We start from the raw sequence: 26002 nt of genomic DNA, 5'->3' as shown, positions 1-26002 counted from the left end.
TGTGTATCTGCGGCTGGCTCTGACACGTCAGGATGATTTTCCGGCCGTTCGCGACACAAGCGAGATACCTGCGGGGCGTTCAATGGGACCCATCGAGACGACAGACACACACCGCCTCGAACCCCAACCGAACGACCCTTTGAATACCGGAGAACATCATGAACTGGAAGAACCTCAGCATCGCCACCCTGTTTGCCGCCCTGAGCCTCGGCGCTCTGACCGCACAAGCCCAACCCGTTGCCCAAGCGCACACTTATATGTACGGCGATCACCTGGACATCGCCAAGGCCCTGTCCACCGAAGTCGACTCGACGCCGGTGTGCGGCGTGGTCAATGCCCGCCTGCGCTACCTCGATTCTCAGGGTCAGCACCAGACCCTGAACTACGAAACCGTTGCCCAGAATTGCCCGCAGGACAACTGAGGCTGGCAGAGTGACGGCGACACGCAAGTGGGCGGTGATCGGGTGGCAGGAGTAAGCTGTGCTCCTTTTTGACTGCCCGCGCCCACGCGCCGCCCAGGACCTGACGCCCGCAATGAGATCACCCGCTGCCTTCGCGCCCCCGCCGTCGTTGTTTCTGCCCCTGACCGAAGAGGTGTGCAAGGGCCTGGCCGCTGGCGAATCGCCGGACGATTTCCTGAGTGAGGCAGGCCGACCGCAACTCGCCGCATTGATGCTGCTGCTCAACCTCAACGCGCTGGTTACGCAAAACACCGCCGTCGAACAGCTCGAACGCATGCTCGATGATGTCCTGCGCGCGGCCGCTTCGGTTGAAGAAGCCGGCGGTCGTTTTGCCGATCTGGTGCGCGGCAGGTTCACCGCCGAACATCTGGCCGCAGGGCTCTCTGTGCTTGAAATCGCCGGCGTCAGTCTGCTCGAAGACGCGGATATCGAGCAGCAGGATTACCTCGACGGGGAAGGGCAGTGGGACTTCGGCTTTGGCCTGCGCCATCGCGCCAAACTGGAACCCCTGACCCGCGAGGTCGTGATGCCATCTGGCGATGTTCTGCGCCTGAGTGATCAGCAGAGCCGGATCTTCGACGAGTTCAAGGTCTGCAACGAAGAGTCGTTCCACCTCCAGGCCTACGCAGGCGTGGGCAAGACGTACCTGCTGGCGAAGTTCTTCGAGGTTCTGGTCCCGGAAAAGACGTTGCTCATGGCGACCTTTCCGGGGCAAGTGGCTGCGCTTCAGGCGCGGGTGCGTCAGGCCAACCCCGACGCGCGGATCAACGCCTGCACCTTCGGCCACATGGCCAACCTGTTGCTCAACCGCGATCTCACGGCGCGCGGCTGGCGCAACACCGACATTCAGCGCACCGGCGCCAGCTCGCTGGTTGATGACCGCCAAGTGGCGCAGTGGCTGAACCTGCAAGCGGTGGGCAAGCTGCAGCCGCGGGATGTGGCGAGGGTCTGCCGCAGCACCGTGCACAGTTACAGCCTGTCGCCGCTGGCGAACATCGAAGCGCGGCATTTGCCGTCGCTGGGGCACGCGGCGAGTCAGGCGGACATCGCCCTGCTGCTGGAATACAGCCGCCTGCTCTGGCGCGAAACGGTCAGGCCGTCGGCGCCGCAGATTCGTCTGCCGATCCGCAACAGCCACCGGATCAAGTTTCTGGCGCTGAGCAATGAAGTCATCCCCGAAAACTACAGCCACATAATCATCGACGAAAGCCATGAACTGACGGCGCCGATGGTGCAAATCCTCGACCGCAGCCCCCAGGCGGTCATCACCCTGGGTGACGAATTCCAGCAACTCAGCGGCAAGACCCCGCGCCATGGCGGCTTCATTCGCCAGCGCTTCATGACCCAGTCGATCCGCGCCGGCAAGCAAATGGCCGACGTGCTCAACCCGATGATTCAGTTGCACCCCAGCGATATAAAAGAAGGCTTCGTCGGCCGCGCGCCCCACCCGACGCGGATCATCGGCCACGGCGTCATGCCGATTCCGGAAAAACCCACGACGATTCTGGTCGCCAATGAATGGGGCTTGTTTGCCTGGTTCAAGCGCCTGACCGAGGCGGGGGCGCGCTTTCAAATGCCACTGCGCACCCTTGAAAGCCTGACGCTATTCGTCAAAGGCCTGGACCTGCTCTACCGCGAAGACCTGCGCCCGCAACACCGGCTGATTTTCCGCTACGCCTATTGGGACGCGCTGGCCTCGGCCATGGGCGGCAGCCACGAATTCAAGGCCATGCACGAGTGGCTCGGCCAGGGCAACCGGCTGCAGGACTTCATCGAGACGACCCAGCGTTTCTGCAACGACCCCGCCGCCATTCTCAAACTGGCGAAAGTCGAAGACGTGAAGAACCAGGAATTCGACTCCGTGCTGCTCTCCCGCGACCTCATGCGGCCACCGCGCGAAGGCTCGACGCATTCACTGGCCAGCGTGTGCTCGCTGCTCTACACCGCCAGCTCCCGCGCCCGGCACGAACTGCTGCTGCCGGGGAACATGAATGACTGGTTGCAGGATTTGGGGCGTAAGTAGAGGGCGGACAACTGTCTCGGTAACGATCCGGGTTAAACGGGATTACCTTCGGGTATTTCCGGCGGTTCCTACAGACAGGGACGATCCACGCTGACTTCATAACAGCTCATTCATCGGTAAATTTCTGATCGACCTTTTAGCGATCCAGGGACGAACCGTGAACAAGAGCGCTGCCTATGATGTACGGCCTGCCATCCTTAATTGCGAGACCGCGCTGGGAAGAGCATTGGTGGCCATGTTCAAGTCGGTCGAGAGCGAACTAACGTGTGAAAATGCCCCGCCTGCGGCGCTCACCGTCGTTATCTTTGGTGGATGCGCAGTGCACTTGTACACAAGTCACCGGGTTTCCAGTGATGTCGATGCAGAGTTCTTTGCGGCGGAGTTGCCTTCAAGCGTGGATTTGCAAGCTATGCTGGCGGCTGTCCCCCAGACATTCGTGGATGAGCGAAGCGGTCGTGTCGTTGAATTGTCTTATGACCTCAACTTCACCTCGGGGCTGGGGCCCCTGCATGAGGACTATCTGGAACGGGGAGTGCCGCTTGATGTATTCGGGCCACTGTCGCCATTAAGCGTTCTGATAGCGTCTCCGATCGATCTCGCAATTTCCAAGCTCGGACGCGGGACTGAGCAGGACATCAGCGATATCTTCGCCTTGCTGCGTACCGGCTTCATCCTTGCTGCCGAGTTTGAGCGTTTGGCCCTGCAGGCCATTGATTGCTATGTTGGCAATCACGAACCTCCCACATCCATCCTGACCAACATTTTGCAGGACTACCTGAGACCGCCGATGGACAGCCCGATTGAGCGCCACTTACTTTCCGAAGCAATGGCCAGACTCGCTGATCACCCGCTGAGTCAGGCCGATGATGGAACGTTGGTGAGGCTGGCTCAGGAAGTCTGGTACGAGCACTCAAGCATGGAGTCAGAACTGCGCAGATTTCTCGCCAGCAATCCTGACGAGCTGGCGGCGCGTCGGGTGGGGTACCTTCTGGAAAAGCTGACCCGGTTCCCCTGTGCGACTGACGAACGGGTGCGCGAGACCTTGCACGCGCTGAGTGTGCTGATGCAGCGTTTCCCGCGTCTGGGCGACGCCCCGCAAATTGCGGAGACTCGCCTGCGTGACCGTCGGGACGAGCTTGCGGTGTCATGGGGACTTAGCGAAGGTTTAGGGTTGAAAGTGCAGACCCTGCTTCCCTATCAGACGCGGCATTACGCGGCCGGACGCAACTCGGCTTTCGAATAGCCTGCACCCCGCTCATCCACGTTGAGTCCAATTCTTGGCGGGGAGGGAGGCCAGGAAAGCGGGCTATCAAACGCGGCAGCCGCCACCACGCCACTGCTTAGGACTCACCCCAAACCATCGTTTGAATGCTCGCGAGAACGCGCTGGTCTCCGAGTAGCCGAGCAGCGAGGCGAGCTGGGTGATGCTGAGGTGCTGCTGTTTCAAGTGGCTCAGGGCCGAGTCCTGGCGGATCTGGTCGACCAGCTGTGTGAAGCTGATGCCGTGTTCGCGCAGTTTGCGCTGCAGGGTCCATTCGGACAGGCCTAAGGTGTGGGCGATGTCGTCCAGCGCCGGTTCGCCCAAGTGCAGGGTGGCGAGGATGGTCTGGCGGGCGCGGTCGAGGAGCGTGGCCTCTTGGCTGTTGGCCGTGCCGCTGCCGTTATCGCCCAGTTGACGGATCGCGTCCTTGATCAGCATCAGCAGGACCGGGTCGCTGCCGGGCATGGCTTTACCGACGACATCGCACTTGGGAATCAGCAGTGAATTGCAGCCCTGCCCGAAACAAACGTCCGCGCGAAACACGTCGCGGTGCTCGTGCCAGCCTTGGGGTTGGGCGTGTTCGAAGGCCACCTGTCGAGGTGCCCAGTCCGCGCCGAGCACGTGGCGCACCAGATTCAGCGCCATGCCCATGGTCAGTTCGGCGTCCTGGCGGCGTTCGTTGATCGCGCCGTGGCGCACCTGATAATCGAAGCGGTAGCACTCGCCCTGATCCACCAGCTCGATCAAGGTGCTGTGCTGGTGGAATGGGAAGGCCGCGGAAAAGTTGATCAGCGCGTCTTCCAGCGTCGCCGAGCACAGGCCGATGTAGCCCAGCAGACCGAGCGCCTGTGGCCGGAATTGCTGGCCGTAACGCAAACCGAAATTGTCGCAGCCGGTCTGGCTCGCGGCTTCTTCCAGCACCTTGCAGTAGTTGGTCAGCGGCAGGCTCAGGGTCGGGTGCAGCAGCTGCTCGGGGTCGATGCCGGAGCGGCCGAACACCCGGTCCAGATCACCGCCGTGCTGCACGATGAAGCCATCGAGCCCGTTGGCCGCAGCCGACAGCACGCCGCGATTGCTGGCGGCGGGCGTGTTCGATGCGGCGGCGGGGGCGAGGGTCTGGAGCATGGGTGGGATGGCTCTGACGGTTTATATGCCTACCTTGCAAGCAAATGTCGTACCTTCATGACTTCAGCACGCATTCCGGTGGCCACGCGCCGGCCGGCAGTTCAGTTGCGGGCTTAATCACGTGTCTGCCGCGCGGACGTCTTCGCGGGCAAGGTGGAGCGCCACCCCGGTCGCTCCTACAAGGGGGGTTAGTGCTACTCAACGACTCATCTGCTGCCCAAGCTCTTGGGAACTCCGGTGCCACGCCGGCCAAGCAGCACAGGCATTGCGTGACCCTCAATAAAGCACCGGGCCGTTTTCACGCGCCAGCGTGGCGCACCCCCCGCAGATACCCGGAAAACTTGACCGCAGACGACAGACCGCGCGCCGTACGGTCAAGCCTTGGCCTGTTAGCTGTGACTATGCTCCACGTCAGACAAATACCGTCGCCTGGCTACCGGGGTACACACTCATGACTGCTTCACAACTCAAACCGACCTTGGGAACCCTGCACTTGTGGGGACTGGCCGTGGGCCTGGTGATTTCCGGCGAATACTTCGGCTGGAGTTACGGCTGGGGCACCGCCGGGACGCTGGGCTTTCTGGTGACCACGCTGATGGTTGCGGTGATGTACACCTGTTTCATCTTCAGCTTCACCGAGCTGACCACCGCGATTCCCAACGCGGGCGGGCCGTTTGCCTACAGCCTGCGCGCCTTTGGCGTGACCGGCGGGATGATCGCGGGCCTGGCGACGCTGATCGAATTCGTCTTCGCCCCGCCGGCCATCGCCATGGCGATTGGTGCCTACCTCAACGTGCAATTCCCGTCCCTTGATCCCCGGGTCGCGGCCATTGGCGCGTATTTCGTGTTCATGACCCTGAACATCCTGGGCGTAAGCATCGCCGCGACCTTCGAACTGGTGGTCACCATCCTGGCCGTCGCCGAACTGCTGGTGTTCATGGGCGTTGTCGCGCCGGGCTTCAGCTTCAGTAATTTCGTGCTGGGCGGCTGGGCCGGTTCCGACACCTTCAGCCTGCCGGCCGTCAGCGGCATGTTCGCGGCGATCCCCTTTGCCATCTGGTTCTTCCTCGCCATCGAAGGCGCGGCCATGGCGGCTGAAGAAGCCAAGGACCCGAAGCGCACTATTCCGCGTGCTTACGTAGGCGGCATCCTGACCCTGGTGGTGCTGGCGATCGGCGTGATGATCTTCGCCGGCGGCGTGGGCGACTGGCGCACGCTGGCGAACATCAATGACCCGCTGCCACAGGCGATGAAGGCCGTGGTCGGCGGCAACTCCAACTGGATGCACATGCTGGTGTGGATCGGCCTGTTCGGTCTGGTCGCCAGTTTCCACGGCATCATCCTTGGCTACTCCCGACAGTTCTTTGCTCTGGCGCGGGCCGGTTTCCTGCCCGCGAGCCTGGCGAAACTGTCGCGCTTCCAGACGCCCCACCGCGCCATCCTCGCGGGCGGTGTGATCGGCATCATCGCGATTCTCAGCGACGGCGTGATCAACCTGCAGGGCATGACGCTGACCGCGGCGATGATCACCATGTCGGTGTTTGGCGCTATCGTGATGTACATCATCAGCATGCTCAGCCTGTTCAAGTTGCGCCGCAGCGAACCGAACCTCGAGCGCAGCTTCCGCGCGCCGGGTTATCCGATCGTGCCGGGCATCGCTCTGGTGCTGGCGGTGGTGTGTCTGGTCGCCATGGTCTGGTTCAACCTGCTGATCTGCGCCATATTCATCTGCCTGATGTCCGTGGGCGCGCTGTTCTGCAAAATGGTCCGCGGGCGCCATGCGGCGGTTGTTGTGGCCGGTTAATCACGCGGTTCAAAAAAAGAGGTGTGCATGAGTTTTTCCCACAGCATCGGTGGCATGGTCTGGCGCTTCGACAGCCTGCGGGAACTCATGGCCAAGGCCAGCCCCGCACGCTCCGGCGACTTCCTGGCAGAAGTCGCCGCCAGCAGCGATGCCGAACGTGCGGCGGCGCAAATGACCTTGGCCGATGTGCCGCTCAAGCAATTTCTCACCGAAGCGCTGATTCCCTACGAAGAAGATGAAGTCACCCGCTTGATCGTCGACAGCCATGACCGCGCGGCTTTCGCTCCGGTCAGCCACCTCACCGTCGGCGGCTTTCGCGACTGGCTGCTGGGGGACGACGCCACCGAGGCCAGCCTCAAGGCCCTGGCGCCGGGACTGACCCCGGAGATGGCGGCGGCGGTGTCGAAGATCATGCGCGTGCAGGATCTGGTGCTGGTGGCGCAGAAGATTCGTGTCGTTACCCGCTTTCGCAACACCGTCGGCCTGCGTGGGCGCATGTCCACCCGGCTGCAACCCAATCACCCCACCGATGACCCGGCCGGCATCGCCGCCAGCGTGCTCGACGGTTTGCTGTACGGCAACGGCGACGCCATGATCGGCATCAACCCGGCAACCGACAGCGTCAGCGCCATCAGCGAACTGCTGAAGATGCTCGACGGCGTCATCCGTCATTACGAGATTCCCACCCAGTCCTGCGTGCTGACCCACGTCACCTCCTCGGTCGCTGCCATCGAAAAAGGCGTGCCGCTGGATCTGGTGTTCCAGTCCATCGCCGGCACCGAAGCGGCCAACAGCGGATTCGGCATCAGCCTTGAAATCCTCCGCGAAGGCTATGAAGCGGGCCTCAGTCTCAAGCGCGGGCCGCTGGGCAATAACCTGATGTACTTCGAAACCGGGCAGGGCAGCGCCTTGTCGGCCAACGCGCACCACGGCGTCGATCAACAGACCTGCGAGGCCCGCGCCTACGCCGTCGCCCGGCATTTCAACCCCTTTCTGGTCAACACCGTGGTCGGCTTCATCGGCCCGGAATACTTGTACAACGGCAAGCAGATCATTCGCGCCGGCCTTGAAGACCACTTCTGCGGCAAGCTGCTCGGCGTGCCGATGGGCTGCGACATCTGCTACACCAACCACGCCGAAGCCGATCAGGACGACATGGACGTGCTGCTGACCTTGCTCGGCGTTGCGGGGATCAATTTCATCATGGGCATTCCGGGGTCCGACGACGTGATGCTCAATTACCAGACCACCTCGTTTCACGACGCCTTGTATGCTCGAAAGACCCTCGGCCTGCGCCCGGCGCCGGAGTTCGAGGAATGGCTGACGCGCATGGACATCCTGCGCCAGGATGACGGCGGCGTGCGGCTGGGGCAGGGCGTGCCGCCGTTGTTTCGCAAGGCGCTGGCGCAACTTAATTAGTCGCTGATCAGCAGTTCAGACAAGGGCTTGAGCCATGAGCGATGACAAGAAATCACCCGCACACGCCGATGCCTGGCAGCAGTTGCGCTCGCTGACCTCGGCGCGAATCGCCCTCGGGCATGCGGGCACCAGTCTGCCGACGGCGGCGCAGCTGGATTTCCAGTTTGCCCACGCCCAGGCCCGCGACGCGGTGCATCTGGCGTTCGATCACGCGGCCCTGGCCGAGCAACTGGCGGGCCGGTCCCGCGAAACGCTGACCCTGCAAAGTTCGGCAACCGACCGCCATATGTACCTGCAACGGCCTGATCTGGGGCGGCGGTTGTCCGAGGCATCGGCTGCCCAACTCAAGAATTACGCGGTTGCGCATCCTGAAGGATTTGATCTGGCGCTGGTGGTCGCAGACGGGTTGTCTGCGCTGGCGGTGCAGCGCCACAGCCCGGCGATGCTGGCGCGCATTGATGAAATGGCGGCGGCGGAAGGCTGGAGCCTGGCGCCGGTGGTGCTGGTGGAGCAGGGTCGCGTTGCCGTTGCCGATGAAATCGGCGCACTGCTCAAGGCGCGCATGGTGGTAATTCTGATCGGCGAGCGGCCGGGCCTCAGCTCACCGGACAGCCTCGGCCTGTACTTCACCTACGCACCGCGCGTGGGCCTGAACGACGCTGCGCGCAACTGCATTTCCAACGTGCGGCTTGAAGGCATGAGCTATGCCATGGCAGCGCACAAGTTGCTGTACCTGATGCGCGAGGCCTGGCGCCGGCAATTGTCCGGCGTGAACCTGAAGGACGACGCGCAAGTGCCGGTGCTGGAAGCGGGCGAGGGCAGCCGGCCGGGGAATTTTTTGCTCGGCGGGTGAATGTCTCAGACACTGCGGGGTTTTGTGGGACCGGCTTCAGCCGGGAGAGGCCAGTGCATTCGCTGCATCTCCACTGGCAGAGACACCGCTTTCCCGGCTAAAGCCGGTCCTACATTTTAGGTCACAGCCAGTTTGACTGGATGCACGCGGTGCTTTTAGTAGGACCGGCTTCAGCCGGGAAGAGGCCATCACATCCGCCGCATCTCCAGCGGCAGATACGCCAGCTTCACGCCCCTTCCCACACTCATTTGCTAGGCTGCTCTCACCACTTCCGAGAGCGCCGCCTTATGCCCACTGCCCCTTCCGACACTGCCTGCACGCATTTCCTGCGCGAATTCTGGCTGGCCCTTGGCGGCGAGCCTCGCTATCTCGATCATCTTCAGATCACTGGCGAAGGCGCGCTGGCCTCGGCATTCCCGGTCACCGATTTCGCCACAGCCGCCATCGCTGCCGCGCATCTGGCGGTGGGCGAATTGATTGATCAGACCCACGGCACCTCGCCTGCGATCACCGTCGATCGGCGCTTGGCCTCGTTCTGGTTCGCAACATCCCTTCAACCCCAGGGCTGGTCGCTACCGGCCCAGTGGGATGCGGTGGCGGGGGATTACCGCGCGGCGGATGGCTGGATTCGGTTGCACACCAACGCGCCGCACCATCGTCAGGCCGCACTCGCCGTGCTTAAAAACGCCCCCGAGCGCGACGCGGTCAGTCAGGCCGTGCTGCGCTGGCAGGCCAGTGATCTGGAAAGCGCGGTGGTCGCTCATCAAGGCTGTGCCGCGGCGATGGGCAGTGCGCAGGCCTGGCGCGATCATCCCCAGGGGCGCGCCGTGGCTGGCGAACCCTTGCTGCATCGCACGGATACGCCAGTGGGACCGGCTTCAGCCGGGAAGGTCTCAACTGCGTCAAGCCGTACACGACCCGAATGGATCGTCCCCCGCGAACGTCCCTTGCACGGAATCCGCGTGCTCGACCTCACGCGGATTCTGGCCGGCCCGGTGGCGACGCGTTTTCTCGCCGGTTTCGGCGCCGAGGTGTTGCGCATCGATCCCCCTGGCTGGGACGAGCCCGGCACCGTGCCCGAAGTGGTGCTCGGCAAACGTTGCGCGCGGCTGGACCTGCGCGACCCTGTCGATCGTGCGGTGCTGGAGCGCCTGATCAGCGAGGCCGACGTGATGATCCACGGTTACCGCGCCGACGCCCTCGCGCGCCTCGGCCTCAGCGCCGAACGCCGCCGCGCGCTCAATCCCGGTCTGGTGGATGTATCACTGAACGCCTACGGCTGGACCGGCCCATGGCGGGAGCGACGGGGTTTCGACAGCCTGGTGCAGATGAGTTGCGGCATCGCCGATGCCGGCAGGGTGGCCGCGGGAAGTGACAGGCCCGTGCCGCTGCCGGTGCAGGCGCTGGATCACGCCACCGGGTATTTGATGGCGGCCGCAGCGGTGCGCGGCCTGACCGAGCGACGGATCACCGGACAGGGCGTTCAGGTGCAGGCATCCCTGGCGCGCACCGCGTTATCGCTGATGTCGATTGCCCCGACCGAGGCTCAGCCTGCAGCGCTGCTACCGCTGAATTCGAGCGATTACTCCGCCGCCATCGAGCACACCGCCTGGGGCCCGGCGCTGCGCCTCAAACCCGCCGGGCAGATCGACCACACGCCGACCCACTGGGATTTACCGGCGAACGCACTGGGCAGTAGCGACGCGAAATGGCTGTAACGCGCGCTTGCTCCAACCCGTTTCACACACCCGCGATCATCAAATCCAGGTTCTGCACCGCCGCCCCGGCCGCGCCTTTGCCCAGGTTGTCGAACACGGCCGCCAGCAACACATGCCCGTCGTTCTCGAACACCATCAGCCGCAGGTTATCGGTGCCGTTCAACTGACGCGGGTCGATCCCGGTCAGCGCGCGCGATTGCTCCATCGGCATCACTTCAACAAACCCGCTGCCCTGATAATGCTCCGCCAGCGCGGCATGCAGCCTCGTGCCGGTGACGCCGTGGGGCAGCAGCCGTGTTTGCAGCGCGATGGTCAGCACGATGCCCTGACGAAACGCGCCATACGCCGGAACGAACATCGGCCGCTCGCTCAACCCGCTGTACTGCTGGATTTCCGGAACGTGCTTGTGCGCAAGGCTCAGACCGTAGACCTGAAACGGAATCGCCTGGGCAACATCCGGCCCCTCAAATTCGTCGACACCGGCGCGGCCTTTGCCCGAATAGCCCGACACCGCGTTGATGCTGATCGGGTAATCGCGCGGCAGCAGACCCGCCTCCAGCAACGGCCGCAACAAACCGATAGCCCCGGTGGGGTAGCAGCCCGGGTTGCTGACGCGGCGGGCGCTGGCGATGGTTTTTTTCTGGTCGTCGTTCATCTGCGCGAAGCCGTAGACCCAGTCGGGGTGAGTGCGGTGGGCAGAACTGGCGTCGATCACCCGCACGTTCGAGTTGGTGATGCTCGCGGCTGCGTCCCGGGCGGCGTCGTCGGGCAGGCACAGCACGGCGATGTCGCAGGCGTTGATCGCGGCGGCGCGGCTTTCCGGGTTCTTGCGATGCTCGGCGGGCAGCGTCACCACCTGCAGGTCGGTGCGGCCTTGCAGGCGCTGGTGAATTTGCAGGCCGGTGGTGCCTTGGTCGCCGTCGATAAAGATGATGGGCTGTGACATGGGTTTAGGTTTCCGCAGAAGGTCGTCAATGACCGCCATCTTCAAGTGCACTCGTTGATAGAGAAAGTTGAATTTATTGACGGTACACTGCAGTTTTTCTGAAGGAGAGGCCGATCCGTGCGAGAAATCAGTCTGGATCGTTTGCGCACCCTGGTGGCCATCGCCGATCACGGGTCGTTTGCCGAAGCGGCGCGGGTGCTCAATCTCGCGCCGCCGACCGTCAGCCTGCACATTGCCGACCTGGAGCAACGGGTGGGCGGCGTGTTGCTCTCGCGCACCCGCGGGCGGGTTCAACCTTCGGCCATCGGCGACACCCTGATCGAGCGCGCGCGGCGCCTGTTGGCCGATGCCGAGCAGGCGCTGGAAGACGTCGAGCGACAGGTCAAAGGTCTGGCCGGACGGGTGCGACTAGGGGCGTCAACCGGTGTCATCGCGCAATTGCTGCCCCAGGCGCTGGAAACCCTGGCGCAGTTGCACCCCGGCATCGACGTGCAGGTCGCGGTATTGACGTCGCAACAGACGTTGCAAAAGCTCGCGGATGGCAGCCTGGACATCGGCGTGATTGCGCTGCCCCAGGCGCCGGTCAAGGGCTTGTCGATTCAGCCCTGGCGGCGTGACCCGGTGATGGCGTTTCTGCCGGCGCGCTGGGACTGTCCGCTGGTCATCACGCCGACGTGGCTTGCCAGTCAGCCGCTGATTCTCAACGACGCCACCACGCGGCTGTCCCGCCAAGTGGCGGAGTGGTTTGCCGGCGAAGGGCCGCAGCCGACGCCGCGCATTCAGCTCAATTACAACGACGCGATCAAGAGTCTGGTGGGGGCGGGCTATGGCGCGACGTTGCTGCCCCATGAGGCGTCCACGCCGGTTCCGGAAAGCCGCATCGTCATGCGCCCGTTGCTGCCGGCGTTGTGGCGGGAATTGGGCATTGCGCACCGGGCCGGGAGCGTCGAACGCTCGACCGGGTATGTGCTGGAGGTGTTACAGGAGCTGGAGGCGTTGTAGCTCAACGGGATGTAAAAACAGACGTGTCGCCGACCGGCGCCTGACCCTCTCAGGCGCCTGGTCGGCTACATGTTGGAAGTCATGCCATCAGAATTTGAACGCCTGGCGCCCGATCAGCAGCCACTGGCCTTTCTGTTTCTGCCAGACCTGAAAGTTTTCGATCTCGGTCGGCACTACCTTGCCACTGTTCACGGCCTCGGCCGAGAAGTGGTTGCGCACCAGGGCGACGTCGCCATTCATGTTGATTTTCTGGTTTTTCATTTCCAGGGTGTTGAAGCCGCTGCGCCCGGTTTCGATGTCGGCGATGAACTCTTCCTTGTTCTGGACTTTGCCGCTGGAGTGTCCGTAGGTGACGTTGTCTGAAGTCAGCGCGCCCAGGGCCGCGACGTCTTTGTGCAGCATCGCCTGGGTCATTTTGTCGACAGCTTTGGCGACGTCTTGCTCATCGGCAGAGGGTGCGGCGGCGACGAAGCCTGAAAACAGGCACAAGAAGCCGAGGGTCAGTTTGAGTCTGGTCATGGGTGCATCCCTTTTTTATTGTTGATGGAGGCGTCAAGCAGAGGCCATTTTTCGATGAAAAGTGGCTTTGTACGTCGTCGTACAACTGCGCCGCTCAGGCTAGCCCACAACGGGCGTGTTGGAAAGGGAGCGTTTGAAAGTGGGGTGCTGTTGCAGCGCAGCTTGATACAGGCGGGCGAAATACTGCTTTACTGAGGGCTCGGCGCGGCACCTTCAGGCGGCGCTTTCGCGCCTGTGGCCGCTGAAACTCGATGAGGATGCGTACAGATGACCCGTCTCACCGCCAAAGACTTCGCCCCGGAACTGCTTGAGCTTTACGACTACTACGTTCACGGCAAGATCAATCGCCGGGAGTTTCTCGATCGCGCGGCAGTGTTCGCCGTGGGCGGGCTTGCCGCGACGACGATTCTGGCCTCGCTGAGCCCCAATTACGCGCTCGCCGAGCAGGTCGAGTTCACCGACCCGGACATCATTGCTGAATACATTTCCTACCCGTCGCCCAAAGGGCACGGCCAGGTGCGCGGGTATCTGGTGCGGCCGGCGAAGGCCGATGGCAAAGTCGCCTCGGTGATGGTGGTGCATGAGAATCGCGGTCTGAACCCTTACATCGAAGACGTCGCCCGCCGGGTGGCCAAGGCGGGTTTTATCGCGTTGGCGCCTGATGGTTTGTCCTCGGTCGGCGGCTATCCGGGCAACGACGATAAAGGCCGGGATCTGCAGGCGAAGGTCGATCCCGAGAAACTGATGAATGACTTTTTTGCGGGCATCGAGTGGCTGATGGCTCATCATGCTTCCACCGGCAAGGTCGGGATCACTGGGTTTTGTTATGGCGGGGGTGTCTGTAATGCTGCTGCCGTGGCTTATCCGGAGCTGGCGGCGGCGGTGCCGTTTTATGGTCGCCAGCCCAAGGCCGAAGATGTCAGCCGGATCAAGGCGCCGCTGTTGTTGCATTACGCCGAGCTGGACAAGCCGATCACCGATGGTTGGCCGGCGTATGAGGCGGCCTTGAAGGCGGCGGGGAAGACTTACGAGGCTCATATCTATAAAGGCGCCAACCACGGTTTTCATAAAGACTCTACGCCGCGGTATGACGACGCTGCGGCGACATTGGCGTGGAACCGGACGTTGGATTGGTTCAAGAAGTATCTGGTCTGAGGTGAGGCTGGGAGAAGATCAAGAGCGTCTGCCTGGGGGCAGACTGTTTCGCCTTCGGCGACTTACTTTTGAAAAGCACCAAAAGTAAGCAAAAGTGCCTGCTCCTGGTTGGGCCCGACTTCGTCGGGTTCCTTCACTCCGGTCTCTCTCCGTGGGCCCGCGCCGAACGGACATCCATGTCCTGACGGCGCTCTCGCCGCATCCATGCGGCTCGGCCCACTGCGCGAGACCTGCGTTCAGCCTGCACCCAAGTCGCGTTTGGCGGTGACTGGACTTTTTGCGTAGGAAGATCAAAAGCGCTTTTAAAGCAGATCAAAGGCTTCCCGGCTAAAGCCGGTCCTACAGTCGGAGCCGATCCCACTGGATGCACGCGATGCTTTTTGTGGGACCGGCTTTAGCCGGGAAGGGGCCAGTGTGTTCGCCATCACTTTTTTGATCGTTCCTCACGCTCCGCGTGGGAATGCATCCCCCTGACGCTCCGCGTCACCGGTCTGGCTGGAGGAACGCGCGCTCATTGTAGGACTGGTTTCAGCCGGGAAGAGGCCGGTGTGTTCGCCATCACTTTTGTGGTGTGCCGCCGAATGTCTTCCCGGCTGAAGCCGGCCTCACTGTGGGATCGCGGTGTGCGAGCCGGCACCAAAACCCTGCACGCGGTGCATCTTTGAGGCGCACGCGAACCTGCGAATTAAACCGCAAAATCCGTAATCCCCAAGCAATCCGGACCTTCCCCCCAATGGCCCGGCTTTTGCTTTTGTTGAATCCTAACTTGGATACAAGATGGATGCCTCCCATGCACGACCTCCAAAACCCTCATATCGGCTGGACCTTCAACGAGTGGCTGACGGCCTATCAGACCGGGCAGTTGTCGCCTGACGTGCTGCTGTCGCTCGCCAGCGCTTACCCGGAAACCGACACGGCGTGGATCGCCCGGGCCAGTCAGGCGCAGATCAGTGAGCAGCTCGATGCCCTGGCTGAGCGTCTTGCTGCAGTCAATGGCGACATCACCCAATTGCCGTTGTACGGCGTGCCGTTCGCGATCAAGGACAACATCGACGCAGCCGGCTGGCCGACGACGGCGGCGTGCCCGGAATTTGCCTACACAGCGAGCAAAGACGCGACCGTGGTTGCCCGACTGCGCGCAGCGGGGGCGATTTTGATGGGCAAGACTAATCTCGATCAGTTCGCCACCGGCCTGGTCGGCACCCGCTCGCCCCACGGCGCTGTGCCCAACAGCTTCAACCCCGATTACGTCAGCGGCGGTTCGAGCTCTGGCTCGGCGTCGGTGGTGGCGCGGGGGCTTGTTGCGTTTTCGTTGGGCACCGACACCGCTGGCTCGGGCCGGGTGCCGGCCGGGTTCAACAACATCGTTGGGCTGAAACCCACCAAGGGCCGCTTGCCGAATACCGGGCTGGTGCCGGCGTGCAAGACGGTGGACTGCATTTCCATCTTCGCGCTGACCGTAGCAGACGCCCAAACAGTCGCCGGCCTGGCCGAAGGCTTCGATGGCGATGACGCCTATTCCCGCCACAACCCGGGCACGGCGCCGGTGGGCTTCCGCGCCGCGATGAAGCTGGCCGTGCCGGATACGCTGGAGTTCTTCGGTGATGCGCAGAATCAAGCCGTGTTCGAGCAGGCACTGCATCGTTTGAGCGGCATGGGCGCCGAGATCACGCGCATTGACTTCGCCCCGTTCAAGGCCCTGGCCGAGCAGTTGTATTACGGCCCCTGGGTCGCCGAACGCACCGTCGCCCTGACCTCGATGCTGGAAACCAACCCCAACGCCATCAACCCGGTGGTGCGTGGCATCGTCGAAAGCGGCCTGGCTTACAGCGCCTGTGACGCCTACCGCGCCGAGTACCTGCGCGCCACGCTGAGCCGGCAGATCAACGACGCGCTGGCCGGGTTCGACGCTTTGGTCGTGCCCACTTCCGCGACCCTGCGCACCCAGGCGGAAATGGCCGCAGAGCCGGTGCTGTACAACTCGCAGTTCGGCTTCTACACCAACTTCACCAACCTGGCGGACCTCTCGGCCCTGGCATTGCCTGCCGGTATGCGCGCCGATGGCTTGCCGTCGGGGATCACGCTGATTGCGCCGGCCTGGCACGACACAGCGCTCGCTCAATTCGGCCAGCGATGGCAGGAAAGCGTCGGCTTGCCGATGGGCGCAACCGGCCGCGCAATGCCAGCGTGGCCAGCGCCGACAACTTCGTCAGCGACTGCACCGCGCGGTAGTGTTCGCGTTGCCGTGGTGGGCGCGCACCTCACCGGCATGCCGCTGAACGTCCAGCTGACCAGTCGCGATGCCGTGCTGGTCGAACAGACCCTGACGGCGGGCGATTACCGGCTCTACGCCTTGCCCGGGACCGTGCCGCCCAAACCGGGGCTGGTCAAATCCGCGGGCGGTACGTCGATCATCGTGGAGCTGTGGGACATCCCGCTGGCGCGCTTTGGCGAGTTCGTTGCCGAGATTCCCGCGCCGCTGGGCATCGGCAACCTGACGCTGAACGACGGTCGCAGCGTCAAGGGCTTCATCTGCGAACCCTGGGCAATTGATGGCGCGCTGGACATCACCGCTTTCGGCGGCTGGCGCGCGTACATCGCCAGCCTGAAACAAGCCTGACCCAACGCCTGACGCGGCCCCAGAACGCCGTCGCGTCAGGCGCACAGATCACCTGCCGGAGCACCCAGGCCATCATCCCTTCACAGACACCCAAACGGCGCCCGGACAACATGGCCGAGCGCATCTATCAGCAGCTCAAGGACGACATCTTCGCGTTCCGCCTGCTGCCGGGGGATCGCTTCAGCGAAGGCGAGGTGGCCGAGCGCGTGCAGGCCAGCCGCACGCCGGTGCGGCAGGCGCTGTATCGGCTGGAGCGCGAAGGCTATCTGGAGGTGTATTTCCGCAGCGGCTGGCGGGTGAGGGCGTTCGATTTCAATTATTTCGAAGAGCTTTACGACGTGCGCATCGTGCTGGAATGCGCGGCGCTGGCGCGTCTGGAGGCACTGGATCTGGAGCAACATTCGGTCATCGCCGAGCTGAAACGCACTTGGCTCGTCGCGCCTTTCGAACGCCTGCAAGACGCCCAGCAGGTGTCAGCGCTGGACGAGCGGTTCCATTGCGCGTTGCTGGAGGCGGCAGGCAACACCGAGATGGCGCGCCTGCACCTGGAGATCACCGAGAAGATCCGCATCATTCGCCGCCTGGATTTCACCCAGGCGGCGCGCATCGAGGCGACCTATGACGAGCACGGCGAGATTCTCGACGCCGTGCTCGATCGCCAGACCGGGCAGGCCCAGCAGTTGCTCACGCGGCACATCGAAATCAGCAAGCAGGAAGTGCGCAAGATCACGCTGCACCGGCTTCACGTCGCCCGGCCATGAGCTGACGGCTGCACCTCACATCAACGGCAGGCCAAAGAGCACTCAGCGCGGATTGCGTCGCTCCGCCACTTCGGCCAACACCGCCAGGTCCATCTCGCCCTGACCGTGGTCGATGGCGTCCTGCAAGTGGGCGCGAATCATCTCGGCGCTCGGCATCTGCACTGAAACCTGGCTGGCTGCGGCTAGCACCAGATCCACGTCCTTGAGCCCGAGCACCGCCTTGAACGCGGCCGGCTCGTACGTGCGTTCGCCGATCAACGCGCCATAACCGGCGTACACCGGGCCGGGGAAGATCGTTCCCGACGCCAGCTCCACCAGATCGGCGGATTTCAGACCGTGGCGGGTGACCAGCACGGCCGCCTCGCTCATCGCTTCGATGGCCGAGACCAGCATGAAATTCATGGCCAGTTTCATGGCGTTGGCGCTGGAGGGTTTGTCGCCGATGCGCCAGGTCTTGCTGCCGATCAGGTCGAACAACGGCTGCACCCGGTCGATGGCCTGGGCAGCGCCGGCGGCCATGATGTTCAGCTTCGCGGCGGCGGCCATGTTCGGGCGGCCCATCACCGGCGCGGCGATGTAGTCGATGCCCTGTGCGGCGTGCAGCTCGGCCAGCTCGTCGGCGAAGGTCACGGAAATGGTCGCCATGTTGATGTGGATCAGCGGACCCTTGAGTGGCTTGAGCAGACCGGAATCCAGCAGCACGGCGCGCAGGGCCTTGTCGTCGGCGAGCATGCTGAACACCACGTCGGCGGCGAATGCCTGCGCAGGCTCGGTGACTGCCGTGGCGCCTTGCTCGACCAGTGGCTGCGCGGCCTCGGGGGAACGGTTCCAGACCAGCAGTTCATGACCGCCTTTCAACAGATTGCCAGCCACGGCCTGACCCATATTGCCGAGGCCCAAAAAGCCGATTTTCATGGGGGTGCGCTCCAGTAGAAGGTGGGAGTGGGGCGCACACTCGTACCATCAAACCGGGAGCCATTCACTTAAATTCTTGGCCCGTATGTCGGAATTGATGCGCTGCAACTGGTGCAGATCAAGGGTGCCCAGTGGCTTATCTCCCGAGTACTCGGCCACTTGAGCCGCCATCTTCTGCATGAACATTGCAGTCTGCGATGCGTCCAGGTACTGGGCTTTTTCACTCCTCTGGGTCTTCACGCGCACCACCAGATCGGCGGGCAGGTCGACACCTTTGATGGCGCAGCCCAGGCAGACCGTGGCGAAATCATCCAGGCCTCGCACTTCCATCTCCTTCAACTTGCCGCCGTTTTCCGGGCTTCCCGACAACGGGTGCTCCTTGTTCTGATAGGAATATTGCTTGGTGTCGGAGGGGTACTGAATCGCATGGGTGGACAGGTTGTTGATCTTCTCGAAACCGAACACCAGCGGTACGACGCCGCCCTGATTCAGCAAGCTCAGGTACGGGGCTTTGCCATCTTCGAGGGAGCGCAGCAGCTCACTCGCGGCCTGGTGATAGAAACGGTTCAGGTCTTCCCCCCTTAGCTCATTACGCTGTCCGCCAGACCGCAAGGCGATGGAACCCGGCAATTTCAAGTCACCCACATGTTCATCGAGCGGCGCGCCGATGAACTTTCGCCCGACAGGCTTGAGGATGTAGTTGGCGTGTAGAAAACGCTGCAGCCATGCGGCACCTTCGGCAGGCACTTGCTCGGCATCGGCGACGTCGATTGATGGCGCCATGGCATTGGGCGGCAGCGCTTTGCCGGTGTTGAGGGCATGGAGGATGACCTGCGCCATGCGGTGTTGCAGCGCCCGTGATTGCGCGTTACTGGTGTTCACCCCTTTGCCCAATGCATAGGTGCGGGCCTTGCTGCGCAGGTTCGGCCGGGTGGTCGTGTCGGTCGAGCTCTCCCGGGTGCGATCAGAGAAAAACACTTTACCTTCCAGAGACTGGCTGCCTCCTTTTGCATCATTGACGCCGCCTTTGAGCGCCCCTGATTGCAGGATTTCCAGCCCCCACGGCGTTCCGTGCAGCGCTTCAGGCTTGGCATAGGCCAGGGGCGCCGTCGGGTTGAGTGACTGCAGCAACGCCATGCGCAAACCGGAGCGGCTGCGCTCGTCGATGTCGCGCATTTTGTCGAGCACATCCAGCGGTGAATGGCCTTCGGCGTTCAAGGTGTTGGCACGCTGGCCGTCCTTGCGCAGTCGCGCCAGAGCCTCGGCGTCGCGATTGGCAACGGCCGCGTGCAGCGTCGGGCTGGCCTCGGACGTTTCTGTGGTTGGCGAAGGGCTGGGCGGGATGAAAGGCGAAGAAGGTCGGATAGGGGTCATAAGGGCGCGCTTATGGTTAAAAACGCCTGAGTGGACCCTACGCGCCTAACGGTTCCACATCACCCGTGCTACGCCGCCTGCCGCGCCTCGCCGCGTATCACCAGACCGATGCCGACCCCCGAGACCGCCATGCCCAGGGCCATCAGCCAGGAAAGCGATTCGTCGAACATGGCCCAGGCCAGCAGCAGCGTCAGCGGCGGGCTCAGGTAAAGCACACTGGCGACCCGCGTTGGCGTGGCCCGGCGCAGGCACATCCAGTACAGGCCGTAACCGCCGACCGTCGACACCGACGTCCACAGCACACTCATCGCGAAGCCTGCATTGGGGACGGGCGCGAGACTTCCGTGCAGTCCGGCAATAAGGGTAAAAACGAAGGTCGAGACGAGGCACTGCACCCACAGGTTGGACAGCAGGCCCAGCGCCTGCGGGTCGGGGGAATGTTTTTGCCACAGCGTGGCGACCGCCAGCGACAGCATGCCCAGCACCGGCAGGGCGTAGGCCCACGGGGGTGCGCTGCCCCAGGCCAGCGCATCGTGAGTCGCCAGCATCACGCCCGCCAGGCCGATCAGCAACCCGACCCATACGCCGCGGGTCAGTCGCTGGCGCAGCACCATTGCCGCCAGCACGGCCATGCCGATCGGCAGCAGATCGGCGAACAGCGCCGCCAGCCCGGCGGGCACCCCAAGGGCAATGCCCTCGGTCACGCCGAACAGATAACCGGCCATGGCGAGCAGGCCGATGCCGGCGTTTTTCAGCAGCACGGCGGGTGGCGTCTGGCGCAGTCGCCGGGCAACAAAGGGGAAGAGAATCAGCGTAACCAGGAGGCTACGCCAGAACACCACCAACGATGCGGGCGCGTAATCGATGGAGAAGCGCGCACCAATGAAGCCCGAACTCCAGATGATCACCAGCCCGGCTTCCAGCAGCGGCAAGGGGATCGTCCGGCGTCGGGACGGAAGGGGAAAGGTCGCGTTGGTCAGTTCGTTTGAAGTGTTCATGGACCCAACGTACCCGTCCGCCGTAATCTAATAAATCAAAATAAACGACAGCAGTGCTTCGGGATCAGTAAACCATGAGCGCCATTCTGGATATCGAACAGGTCCGTACCTTTCACGCCGTGGCGCGCATCGGCAAGTTCAGCGCGGCGGCGCAACAGCTGCACAAAAGTCCGGCGGCGGTCAGCGTGCACGTGCAGCGGCTGGAAGCGCTGGCGGGCGGACGACTGCTCAATCGCGACAATCAGTCGGTGTCGCTGACGCCGCTGGGCAAGCGTTTTCTGACCTCCACCGCTGCGCTGCTGAGCACCCATGATCAAGTGTTGGCCGAACTGCAGGGCACGCAACTGGCGGGGCGCATCACGCTGGGCGTGTCGGACGAGTACGCGTCGCACCTGATTCGCGACGTGCTCCCGGCGTTTGTGGCGGCATGGCCGAACATCGTGCTTGAGCTGAAGACCGCGCCCAGCTACACCCTGCGCGATCAGGTGCAGCGGGGTCGTCTTCAAGTGGCGATCATCGCCCAGCTTAAAGACCAACTGGGCACTGATGATCAACTGCTGGTATCCACCACGCCGGTGTGGGTCGGCGCCGCGCATCAATCGGGGGAATTGCCGGATCCGTTGCCACTGGCCGTGCATGCCACCCAGTGCCCGTATCGGCACGCGATGATCGAGTCGCTCAAGCGCAGCGGTCATCGCCTGCGAATCGTACTGGAAAGCCCGTCCAATCAGGCGGTCAAGGCCTGCGTCGAAGCCGGGCTGGGGATCAGCCTCATCGACCGCGCCCGGGTCACCGACGGCATGCGCATTCTGGACGGCCTGCCGCGGATCGCCGACCACGACATCATCGTCGTACGCTCGTCAGCTTCTCACGGCGATGATGCAGTTGACCTGCTGCAGCGGGCCATCGGGCAGTATTTCCGCCTGTGACGACGGCGTCGTTCAGTCCTCGGAGCGCTCGCAGAACCGCAGGCGATTGCCGAACGGGTCGGCGATTTCCATGACCTTGCCCCAGTCCAGGTCCTGAATGCCGGGGCGTGAATAGCCGTAGTTTTTTGCCAGCAGTTCGCGCTGCAGTTCGGCGATGTCGCTGACCGGCACGAAGATCGTCGAGCCTGGTGTTGCGTCGCCGTGGTGTTCGGTCAGGTGGATGACGAGCTGGTCGCGGCGGGCCTGGGCATACAGCGGCAGGCCCTCCTCAAAGCGGTGCTCCCACTCCAGGCTGAAGCCGAGAAAATCGACGTAGAACTCTTTCGCCTTGGCTTCGGAAAAAATACGAATCAGCGGTATCGCCGGGGACATCTGCACAGGTGCTCACTCCTTGATGATCTGAGCGGGCGATTCTAGCCCAGACCTCAGAAGTGTGGTGCTCACACAGGCCACTTCCCGGCTGAAGCCGGTCCCACTGATGGATCGCGTGCACCTGTAGGACCGGCTTCAGCCGGGAAAACGTCGGATGCCACGCTGCAAAATTGAGGGTGTGTACACAGGCCTCTTCCCGGCTAAAGCCAGTCCCACTGATGGATCGCGTGCACCCGTAGGACAGGCTTCAGCCGGGAAGGCGTCGGATGCCACGCTGCAAAATTGAGGGTGTGTACACAGGCCTCTTCCCGGCTAAAGCCAGTCCCACTGATGGATCGCGTGCAACTTGTGGGACCGGCTTCAGCCGGGAAGGCGTCGGATGCAACGCTGCAAAATGGTGGGTGTTCACACGGGCCTCTTCCCGGCTGAAGCCGGTCCCACTGACGGATTGCGTGCACCTGTAGGACCGGCTTCAGCCGGGAAGACGTCGGATGCCACGCTGCAAAATTGAGGGTGTTCACACGGGCATCTTCCCGGCTAAAGCCGGTCCCACTAACGGATCGTGTGCACCTGTAGGACTGGCGTCAGCCGGGAAGGCGTCGGATGCCACGCTGCAAAAATTGATGGTGTGTACACAGGCCTCTTCCCGGCTGAAGCCGGTCCCACTAACGGACTGCGTGCACCTGTAGGACTGGCTTTAGCCGGGAAGGCGTCGGATGCCACGTTGCAAAAATTGATGGTGTGTACACAGGCCTCTTCCCGGCTAAAGCCGGTCCCACTAAGGCGATGCTTAGAGCCTGTCGCCCTCAGATGGCAAAGCGAACGCGAAACCGGTAGGAGCCGAATAGGTCATTGGGAGGGTAAGCGGTGCCAGGGGTTTGCGCGCTCTGAGGCAAGGCAAGAACGGCGCCGTGCTGAAGATCAGCCACGGCGCGCGTCAGGGAAGCGGGGGTTAAAGCGGATTAACTGCGCAGGTCTTTCTTGATTTCGTCTTCATCTTTGTGAGGCGCCGCTTTCGGCAGCTCGGCAGGGTAGAACTCACCCTTGAGATTCAGTGCAGCGATGCGTGCCTTGAGCTTTTCGATGACCAGGTCGATGTCCTTTTGATCATCGAGGTCGTCCACACGCAGCCACAGGTGCGGAAGGTTCTCAAAATACACGCCGTCGATTTCCACATCACCCGTCAGTTCGCGGTCCTGGCGCCACAGGCACTTGCGGTGAACCGTCGCCGGGTCCTGTGGCCAGGTTTCCGACGTGGTCAGCCAGACCTCGTGATAGTCCTGCAGATCAATTTCTTCAACTTTGTCCAGTGGGATAAAAGTATTCACATATCACCTGTCAGCCAAGGGGACCGGGCAAGGTCGTTGCGCTGCTGACTGCCCCTGGTCCAATACCGTTTCAAAAAGCGCACACCACTATGGCCGCCGTTTCGCTGACGAGTTCAACGCCCGCGCGCTATTGCCGCACGGCTAAGCCCCTCAACGCAGCGACGTTAATGCAGCGCTGGTTCGCGACTGAACGCGTCAACCGCCCGCACCAGCCCTTTGGCCGCCAACGCCACCAGCTCCGCGCCTTTTTCCGGAGTGGCCAGCGCAGGGTCTGAGCCCATGCGGCCATCGGGGAAGCGCGCACGAAAATCCTTCGCCTCGCGGATCGGCCCGGACGGTGCTATCTGTGGCGAGTAGTCCGCTGATTTGATGGACTCCGGATAGGCCCACTGGGTCACCGCGATCTCGGACGGCGTCGCGTGGGAGCCGTGGCCCACCGGAAACTGCCGGTGCGCCAATTCGCTAACGCCTTCCAGGTCCCACCAGTTGGTCAGCTTCAGCGCGAAGCCGGCAGAACGCCCGGCGAAACTGGCCTCGGCGTACAGCTCGGAAAATGCCGCCTCGATTGACGCGATATTGCCACCATGGCCATTGAGAAAGAGGATCTTTTCGAAGCCGTGGCCCGCCAGCGAGCGCGTCCAGTCACCGATGGCGGCGATGAACGTCGAGGGGCGCAGCGAGATCGTCCCGGGAAAGCCCAGATGGTGCTGCGCCATGCCGATGTTGAAGGTCGGCGCAATCAGGATATCGGCGCTCTTCTGCGCTTCGTGGGCGATGATCTGCGGGCACATCCAGTCGGTGCCGAGCAGGCCGGTGGGGCCATGTTGTTCGTTCGAGCCGATCGGCACGACGACCGTGCGGCTGCGCTTGAGAAACTGCTCGATCTCGATCCACGTGGACTGGTGCAGAAGCATGTCAGGTCCTCTCTTCAGGAAAATGGGTTAACAGCGAAAAATGAGTGTGTGCGAGGGCGCCAAAGGATGAACGAGCGCCGGACCCGGCAGCGGGCTCTCACGCTTGTGGCGCAGAAGGAAAACGCGCGATGAAGCAGGTGCCTAGCTTCTCCGATGAGCTCACGGTCAAGGTGCCGTCATGGGCAGTGGCGATCTGCGACGCGATGTACAGCCCCAAACCCAGGCCTTCTCCGCGCCCGCCCGCTTCGGAACGGGTGAACGGCTCGAACAGCAACGGCATCAGACGTGGCGAAATGGGCGCGCCGTGGTTCATGACGGAAATGATCACCTGGCCACACTCCTGCCGGACGTGAACTTGAATTGGCGTGGTGGTTGCCCCGTGGGTCACCGCGTTGCCCAGCAGATTGGACAACAACTGACTGATGCGCAGCGGGTCGCAGTAGACGCTCCCGGTGAGCTCGATGGCTTCGTTGAATGTTGCCTGAGGCTGGGAGGCGCGGATCTCGTCCACCGTCGCTTTCAATACGCCGGCGAGATCGTCGTTGGCTTGGCGCTTCACCGGAATCCCACCCCCCATACGGCCCCTGGCGAAATCCAGCACGTTCTCGATCAGCGCGCCCATGCGGATCGAACTCTGCCGTATGGCAGCGACCAGTCCCTGCGAGCGCTTGTCTTCGGTTTTGGTCGCCAGCAGGTCGGCGCTCATGCGGATCGCGCTCAACGGCGTGCGCAGGTCATGGCCCAGCACCGCCATGAATTGCTCGCGCAGTCGGCCGTTTTCATTGGCGTCGGTCAGCTCGGCGCGGGCGCTCTCCAGGTGACCCTGGGTGTCCAGGCTCATGGCGATCAATTGCGCGAACAGGGTCAGTGTCTTGACGATGGCGGGATCAGTGAGATCGGCCGGCACCGAATCGATCGCGCACAGCGTGCCGAAGAAGCGGCCATCGGCCAGAACGATCGGGATCGAGATGTAGCTTTCCAGGCCGTAGGTGAGCGCTGTGTGGTGGGTGGGGAGGTGCGGGTCGGCGCTGGCGTGGCCGAACACCACGGGCTGGTGATGCTGCCTGATCTCGTGGCAGATGGTCGATTCCAGCACCAGTTCACCGCCCGGCTTGAGGCCGAAGTTGATCGAGTCATCGACGGCGCAGGCCACCCAGTGACGCTCCGTGACCCTGGCGATCGCCGCGAAGCGCATGCCGGTCATGTGCTTGACCATACTCAGAATGACGGGCACTGCCGGGATCGCGCGGATCGCCTCAACATCCAAAGCAAACTCTGGGCGGGTCATCGGATCTGGCTCTGGGATAACGGGAAGGCAGCGTATCTAAAATCCGCCAGCATGGCTAACCCGTCGGCCCTGTGTCCGAGGTGTCGGCGCAGATTATTGAACCCTGACGCCCATGTCGGGGTCGTTTTAATGATGCCTCAAGGGCAAATGTCATTTGCGTCCCATGCGCTGTTTGTTGTCGTTCGACGTGGCGATACTTGTCAGCCTTATGTCCCTC

General features: G+C 62.9%; 22 protein-coding genes. 12 read left to right on the top strand and 10 right to left on the bottom strand.

Annotated elements, in window-relative coordinates; genetic code table 11:
• The first annotated feature begins 158 nt into the window (after nucleotides 1–158).
• From OKW98_RS20195 to OKW98_RS20185, 3 genes are all read left to right on the top strand, one after another.
• The gene (locus OKW98_RS20195) at nucleotides 159–422 is read left to right on the top strand and encodes a DUF2790 domain-containing protein (RefSeq protein ID WP_265386363.1); all 264 of its coding nucleotides are present in this window, start codon (nucleotides 159–161) and stop codon (nucleotides 420–422) included.
• A 112-nt stretch (nucleotides 423–534) separates the two neighbouring features.
• Nucleotides 535–2484, top strand: coding sequence for an AAA family ATPase (locus OKW98_RS20190; RefSeq protein WP_265386362.1), 1950 nt, complete (start codon nucleotides 535–537; stop codon nucleotides 2482–2484).
• A gap of 157 nt (nucleotides 2485–2641) precedes the next feature.
• The gene (locus OKW98_RS20185) at nucleotides 2642–3727 is read left to right on the top strand and encodes a DUF6036 family nucleotidyltransferase (RefSeq protein ID WP_265386361.1); all 1086 of its coding nucleotides are present in this window, start codon (nucleotides 2642–2644) and stop codon (nucleotides 3725–3727) included.
• Nucleotides 3728–3793: 66 nt separating this feature from the next.
• On the opposite strand, the gene OKW98_RS20180 is transcribed toward OKW98_RS20185, so the two are convergent.
• The gene (locus OKW98_RS20180; RefSeq protein ID WP_265386360.1) at nucleotides 3794–4870 is read right to left on the bottom strand and encodes an AraC family transcriptional regulator; all 1077 of its coding nucleotides are present in this window, start codon (nucleotides 4868–4870) and stop codon (nucleotides 3794–3796) included.
• A gap of 451 nt (nucleotides 4871–5321) precedes the next feature.
• Between OKW98_RS20180 and eat the strand changes: the two genes are divergently transcribed.
• The 4 genes from eat to OKW98_RS20160 all read left to right on the top strand — a co-directional run bounded on the left by eat (nucleotide 5322) and on the right by OKW98_RS20160 (nucleotide 10664).
• Nucleotides 5322–6674, top strand: coding sequence for an ethanolamine permease (gene eat / locus OKW98_RS20175; RefSeq protein ID WP_265386359.1), 1353 nt, complete (start codon nucleotides 5322–5324; stop codon nucleotides 6672–6674).
• Between the two features lie 27 nt (nucleotides 6675–6701).
• Nucleotides 6702–8093 carry an ethanolamine ammonia-lyase subunit EutB gene (locus OKW98_RS20170; RefSeq protein ID WP_265386358.1) on the top strand — a complete coding sequence of 464 codons (1392 nt, stop codon included), beginning with the start codon at nucleotides 6702–6704 and terminating at the stop codon, nucleotides 8091–8093.
• Between the two features lie 34 nt (nucleotides 8094–8127).
• Entirely contained in the window at nucleotides 8128–8946 is an 819-nt protein-coding gene (gene eutC / locus OKW98_RS20165) for an ethanolamine ammonia-lyase subunit EutC (protein ID WP_265386357.1), read from the top strand.
• Between the two features lie 287 nt (nucleotides 8947–9233).
• Nucleotides 9234–10664: a CoA transferase gene (locus OKW98_RS20160; protein ID WP_265386356.1), complete on the top strand. Its 1431-nt coding sequence runs from the start codon at nucleotides 9234–9236 to the stop codon at nucleotides 10662–10664.
• 22 nt (nucleotides 10665–10686) lie between these two features.
• Here the strand turns inward: OKW98_RS20160 and argC are convergent, their stop codons facing one another.
• Complete coding sequence (argC, locus tag OKW98_RS20155) at nucleotides 10687–11610, bottom strand: N-acetyl-gamma-glutamyl-phosphate reductase (protein ID WP_265386355.1); 924 nt, start codon at nucleotides 11608–11610, stop codon at nucleotides 10687–10689.
• A gap of 117 nt (nucleotides 11611–11727) precedes the next feature.
• Here argC and OKW98_RS20150 point away from each other — a divergent pair, with 117 nt between their 5' ends.
• Complete coding sequence (locus tag OKW98_RS20150) at nucleotides 11728–12612, top strand: LysR family transcriptional regulator (RefSeq protein ID WP_265386354.1); 885 nt, start codon at nucleotides 11728–11730, stop codon at nucleotides 12610–12612.
• 87 nt (nucleotides 12613–12699) lie between these two features.
• Here OKW98_RS20150 and OKW98_RS20145 read toward each other — a convergent pair whose 3' ends face one another.
• Nucleotides 12700–13131: a nuclear transport factor 2 family protein gene (locus OKW98_RS20145; RefSeq protein ID WP_265386353.1), complete on the bottom strand. Its 432-nt coding sequence runs from the start codon at nucleotides 13129–13131 to the stop codon at nucleotides 12700–12702.
• A 267-nt stretch (nucleotides 13132–13398) separates the two neighbouring features.
• Here OKW98_RS20145 and yghX point away from each other — a divergent pair, with 267 nt between their 5' ends.
• From yghX to OKW98_RS20130, 3 genes are all read left to right on the top strand, one after another.
• Entirely contained in the window at nucleotides 13399–14286 is an 888-nt protein-coding gene (gene yghX, locus OKW98_RS20140; RefSeq protein ID WP_265386352.1) for a YghX family hydrolase, read from the top strand.
• Nucleotides 14287–15067: 781 nt separating this feature from the next.
• Nucleotides 15068–16906 (top strand): allophanate hydrolase, encoded by a 1839-nt coding sequence (gene atzF / locus OKW98_RS20135; protein ID WP_416147447.1) that lies wholly within the window; start codon nucleotides 15068–15070, stop codon nucleotides 16904–16906.
• A 110-nt stretch (nucleotides 16907–17016) separates the two neighbouring features.
• Entirely contained in the window at nucleotides 17017–17667 is a 651-nt protein-coding gene (locus tag OKW98_RS20130) for a GntR family transcriptional regulator (RefSeq protein WP_265386350.1), read from the top strand.
• A 42-nt stretch (nucleotides 17668–17709) separates the two neighbouring features.
• On the opposite strand, the gene OKW98_RS20125 is transcribed toward OKW98_RS20130, so the two are convergent.
• The 3 genes from OKW98_RS20125 to OKW98_RS20115 all read right to left on the bottom strand — a co-directional run bounded on the left by OKW98_RS20125 (nucleotide 17710) and on the right by OKW98_RS20115 (nucleotide 20954).
• Nucleotides 17710–18582, bottom strand: coding sequence for an NAD(P)-dependent oxidoreductase (locus OKW98_RS20125; RefSeq protein WP_265386349.1), 873 nt, complete (start codon nucleotides 18580–18582; stop codon nucleotides 17710–17712).
• 48 nt (nucleotides 18583–18630) lie between these two features.
• The gene (locus OKW98_RS20120) at nucleotides 18631–19956 is read right to left on the bottom strand and encodes an ankyrin repeat domain-containing protein (RefSeq protein WP_265386348.1); all 1326 of its coding nucleotides are present in this window, start codon (nucleotides 19954–19956) and stop codon (nucleotides 18631–18633) included.
• Nucleotides 19957–20024: 68 nt separating this feature from the next.
• Entirely contained in the window at nucleotides 20025–20954 is a 930-nt protein-coding gene (locus OKW98_RS20115) for a DMT family transporter (protein WP_265386347.1), read from the bottom strand.
• Nucleotides 20955–21028: 74 nt separating this feature from the next.
• Between OKW98_RS20115 and OKW98_RS20110 the strand changes: the two genes are divergently transcribed.
• Entirely contained in the window at nucleotides 21029–21883 is an 855-nt protein-coding gene (locus tag OKW98_RS20110) for a LysR family transcriptional regulator (protein ID WP_265386346.1), read from the top strand.
• Between the two features lie 12 nt (nucleotides 21884–21895).
• Here the strand turns inward: OKW98_RS20110 and OKW98_RS20105 are convergent, their stop codons facing one another.
• From OKW98_RS20105 to OKW98_RS20090, 4 genes are all read right to left on the bottom strand, one after another.
• Nucleotides 21896–22261: a glyoxalase superfamily protein gene (locus OKW98_RS20105; RefSeq protein ID WP_265386345.1), complete on the bottom strand. Its 366-nt coding sequence runs from the start codon at nucleotides 22259–22261 to the stop codon at nucleotides 21896–21898.
• Nucleotides 22262–23217: 956 nt separating this feature from the next.
• Nucleotides 23218–23583 (bottom strand): hypothetical protein, encoded by a 366-nt coding sequence (locus OKW98_RS20100; RefSeq protein WP_265386344.1) that lies wholly within the window; start codon nucleotides 23581–23583, stop codon nucleotides 23218–23220.
• A gap of 164 nt (nucleotides 23584–23747) precedes the next feature.
• On the bottom strand, nucleotides 23748–24497 hold the full coding sequence (locus OKW98_RS20095) for a creatininase family protein (protein WP_265386343.1): 750 nt from the start codon (nucleotides 24495–24497) through the stop codon (nucleotides 23748–23750).
• A gap of 97 nt (nucleotides 24498–24594) precedes the next feature.
• Complete coding sequence (locus tag OKW98_RS20090; protein WP_265386342.1) at nucleotides 24595–25785, bottom strand: GAF domain-containing sensor histidine kinase; 1191 nt, start codon at nucleotides 25783–25785, stop codon at nucleotides 24595–24597.
• Nucleotides 25786–26002: the final 217 nt, after the last annotated feature.

It is taken from the genome of Pseudomonas sp. KU26590 (assembly GCF_026153515.1).
GTDB lineage: Bacteria > Pseudomonadota > Gammaproteobacteria > Pseudomonadales > Pseudomonadaceae > Aquipseudomonas.
The sequence above is the reverse complement of the archived record's forward strand: the minus strand, read 5'-3'. Positions and strand labels throughout refer to the sequence as shown.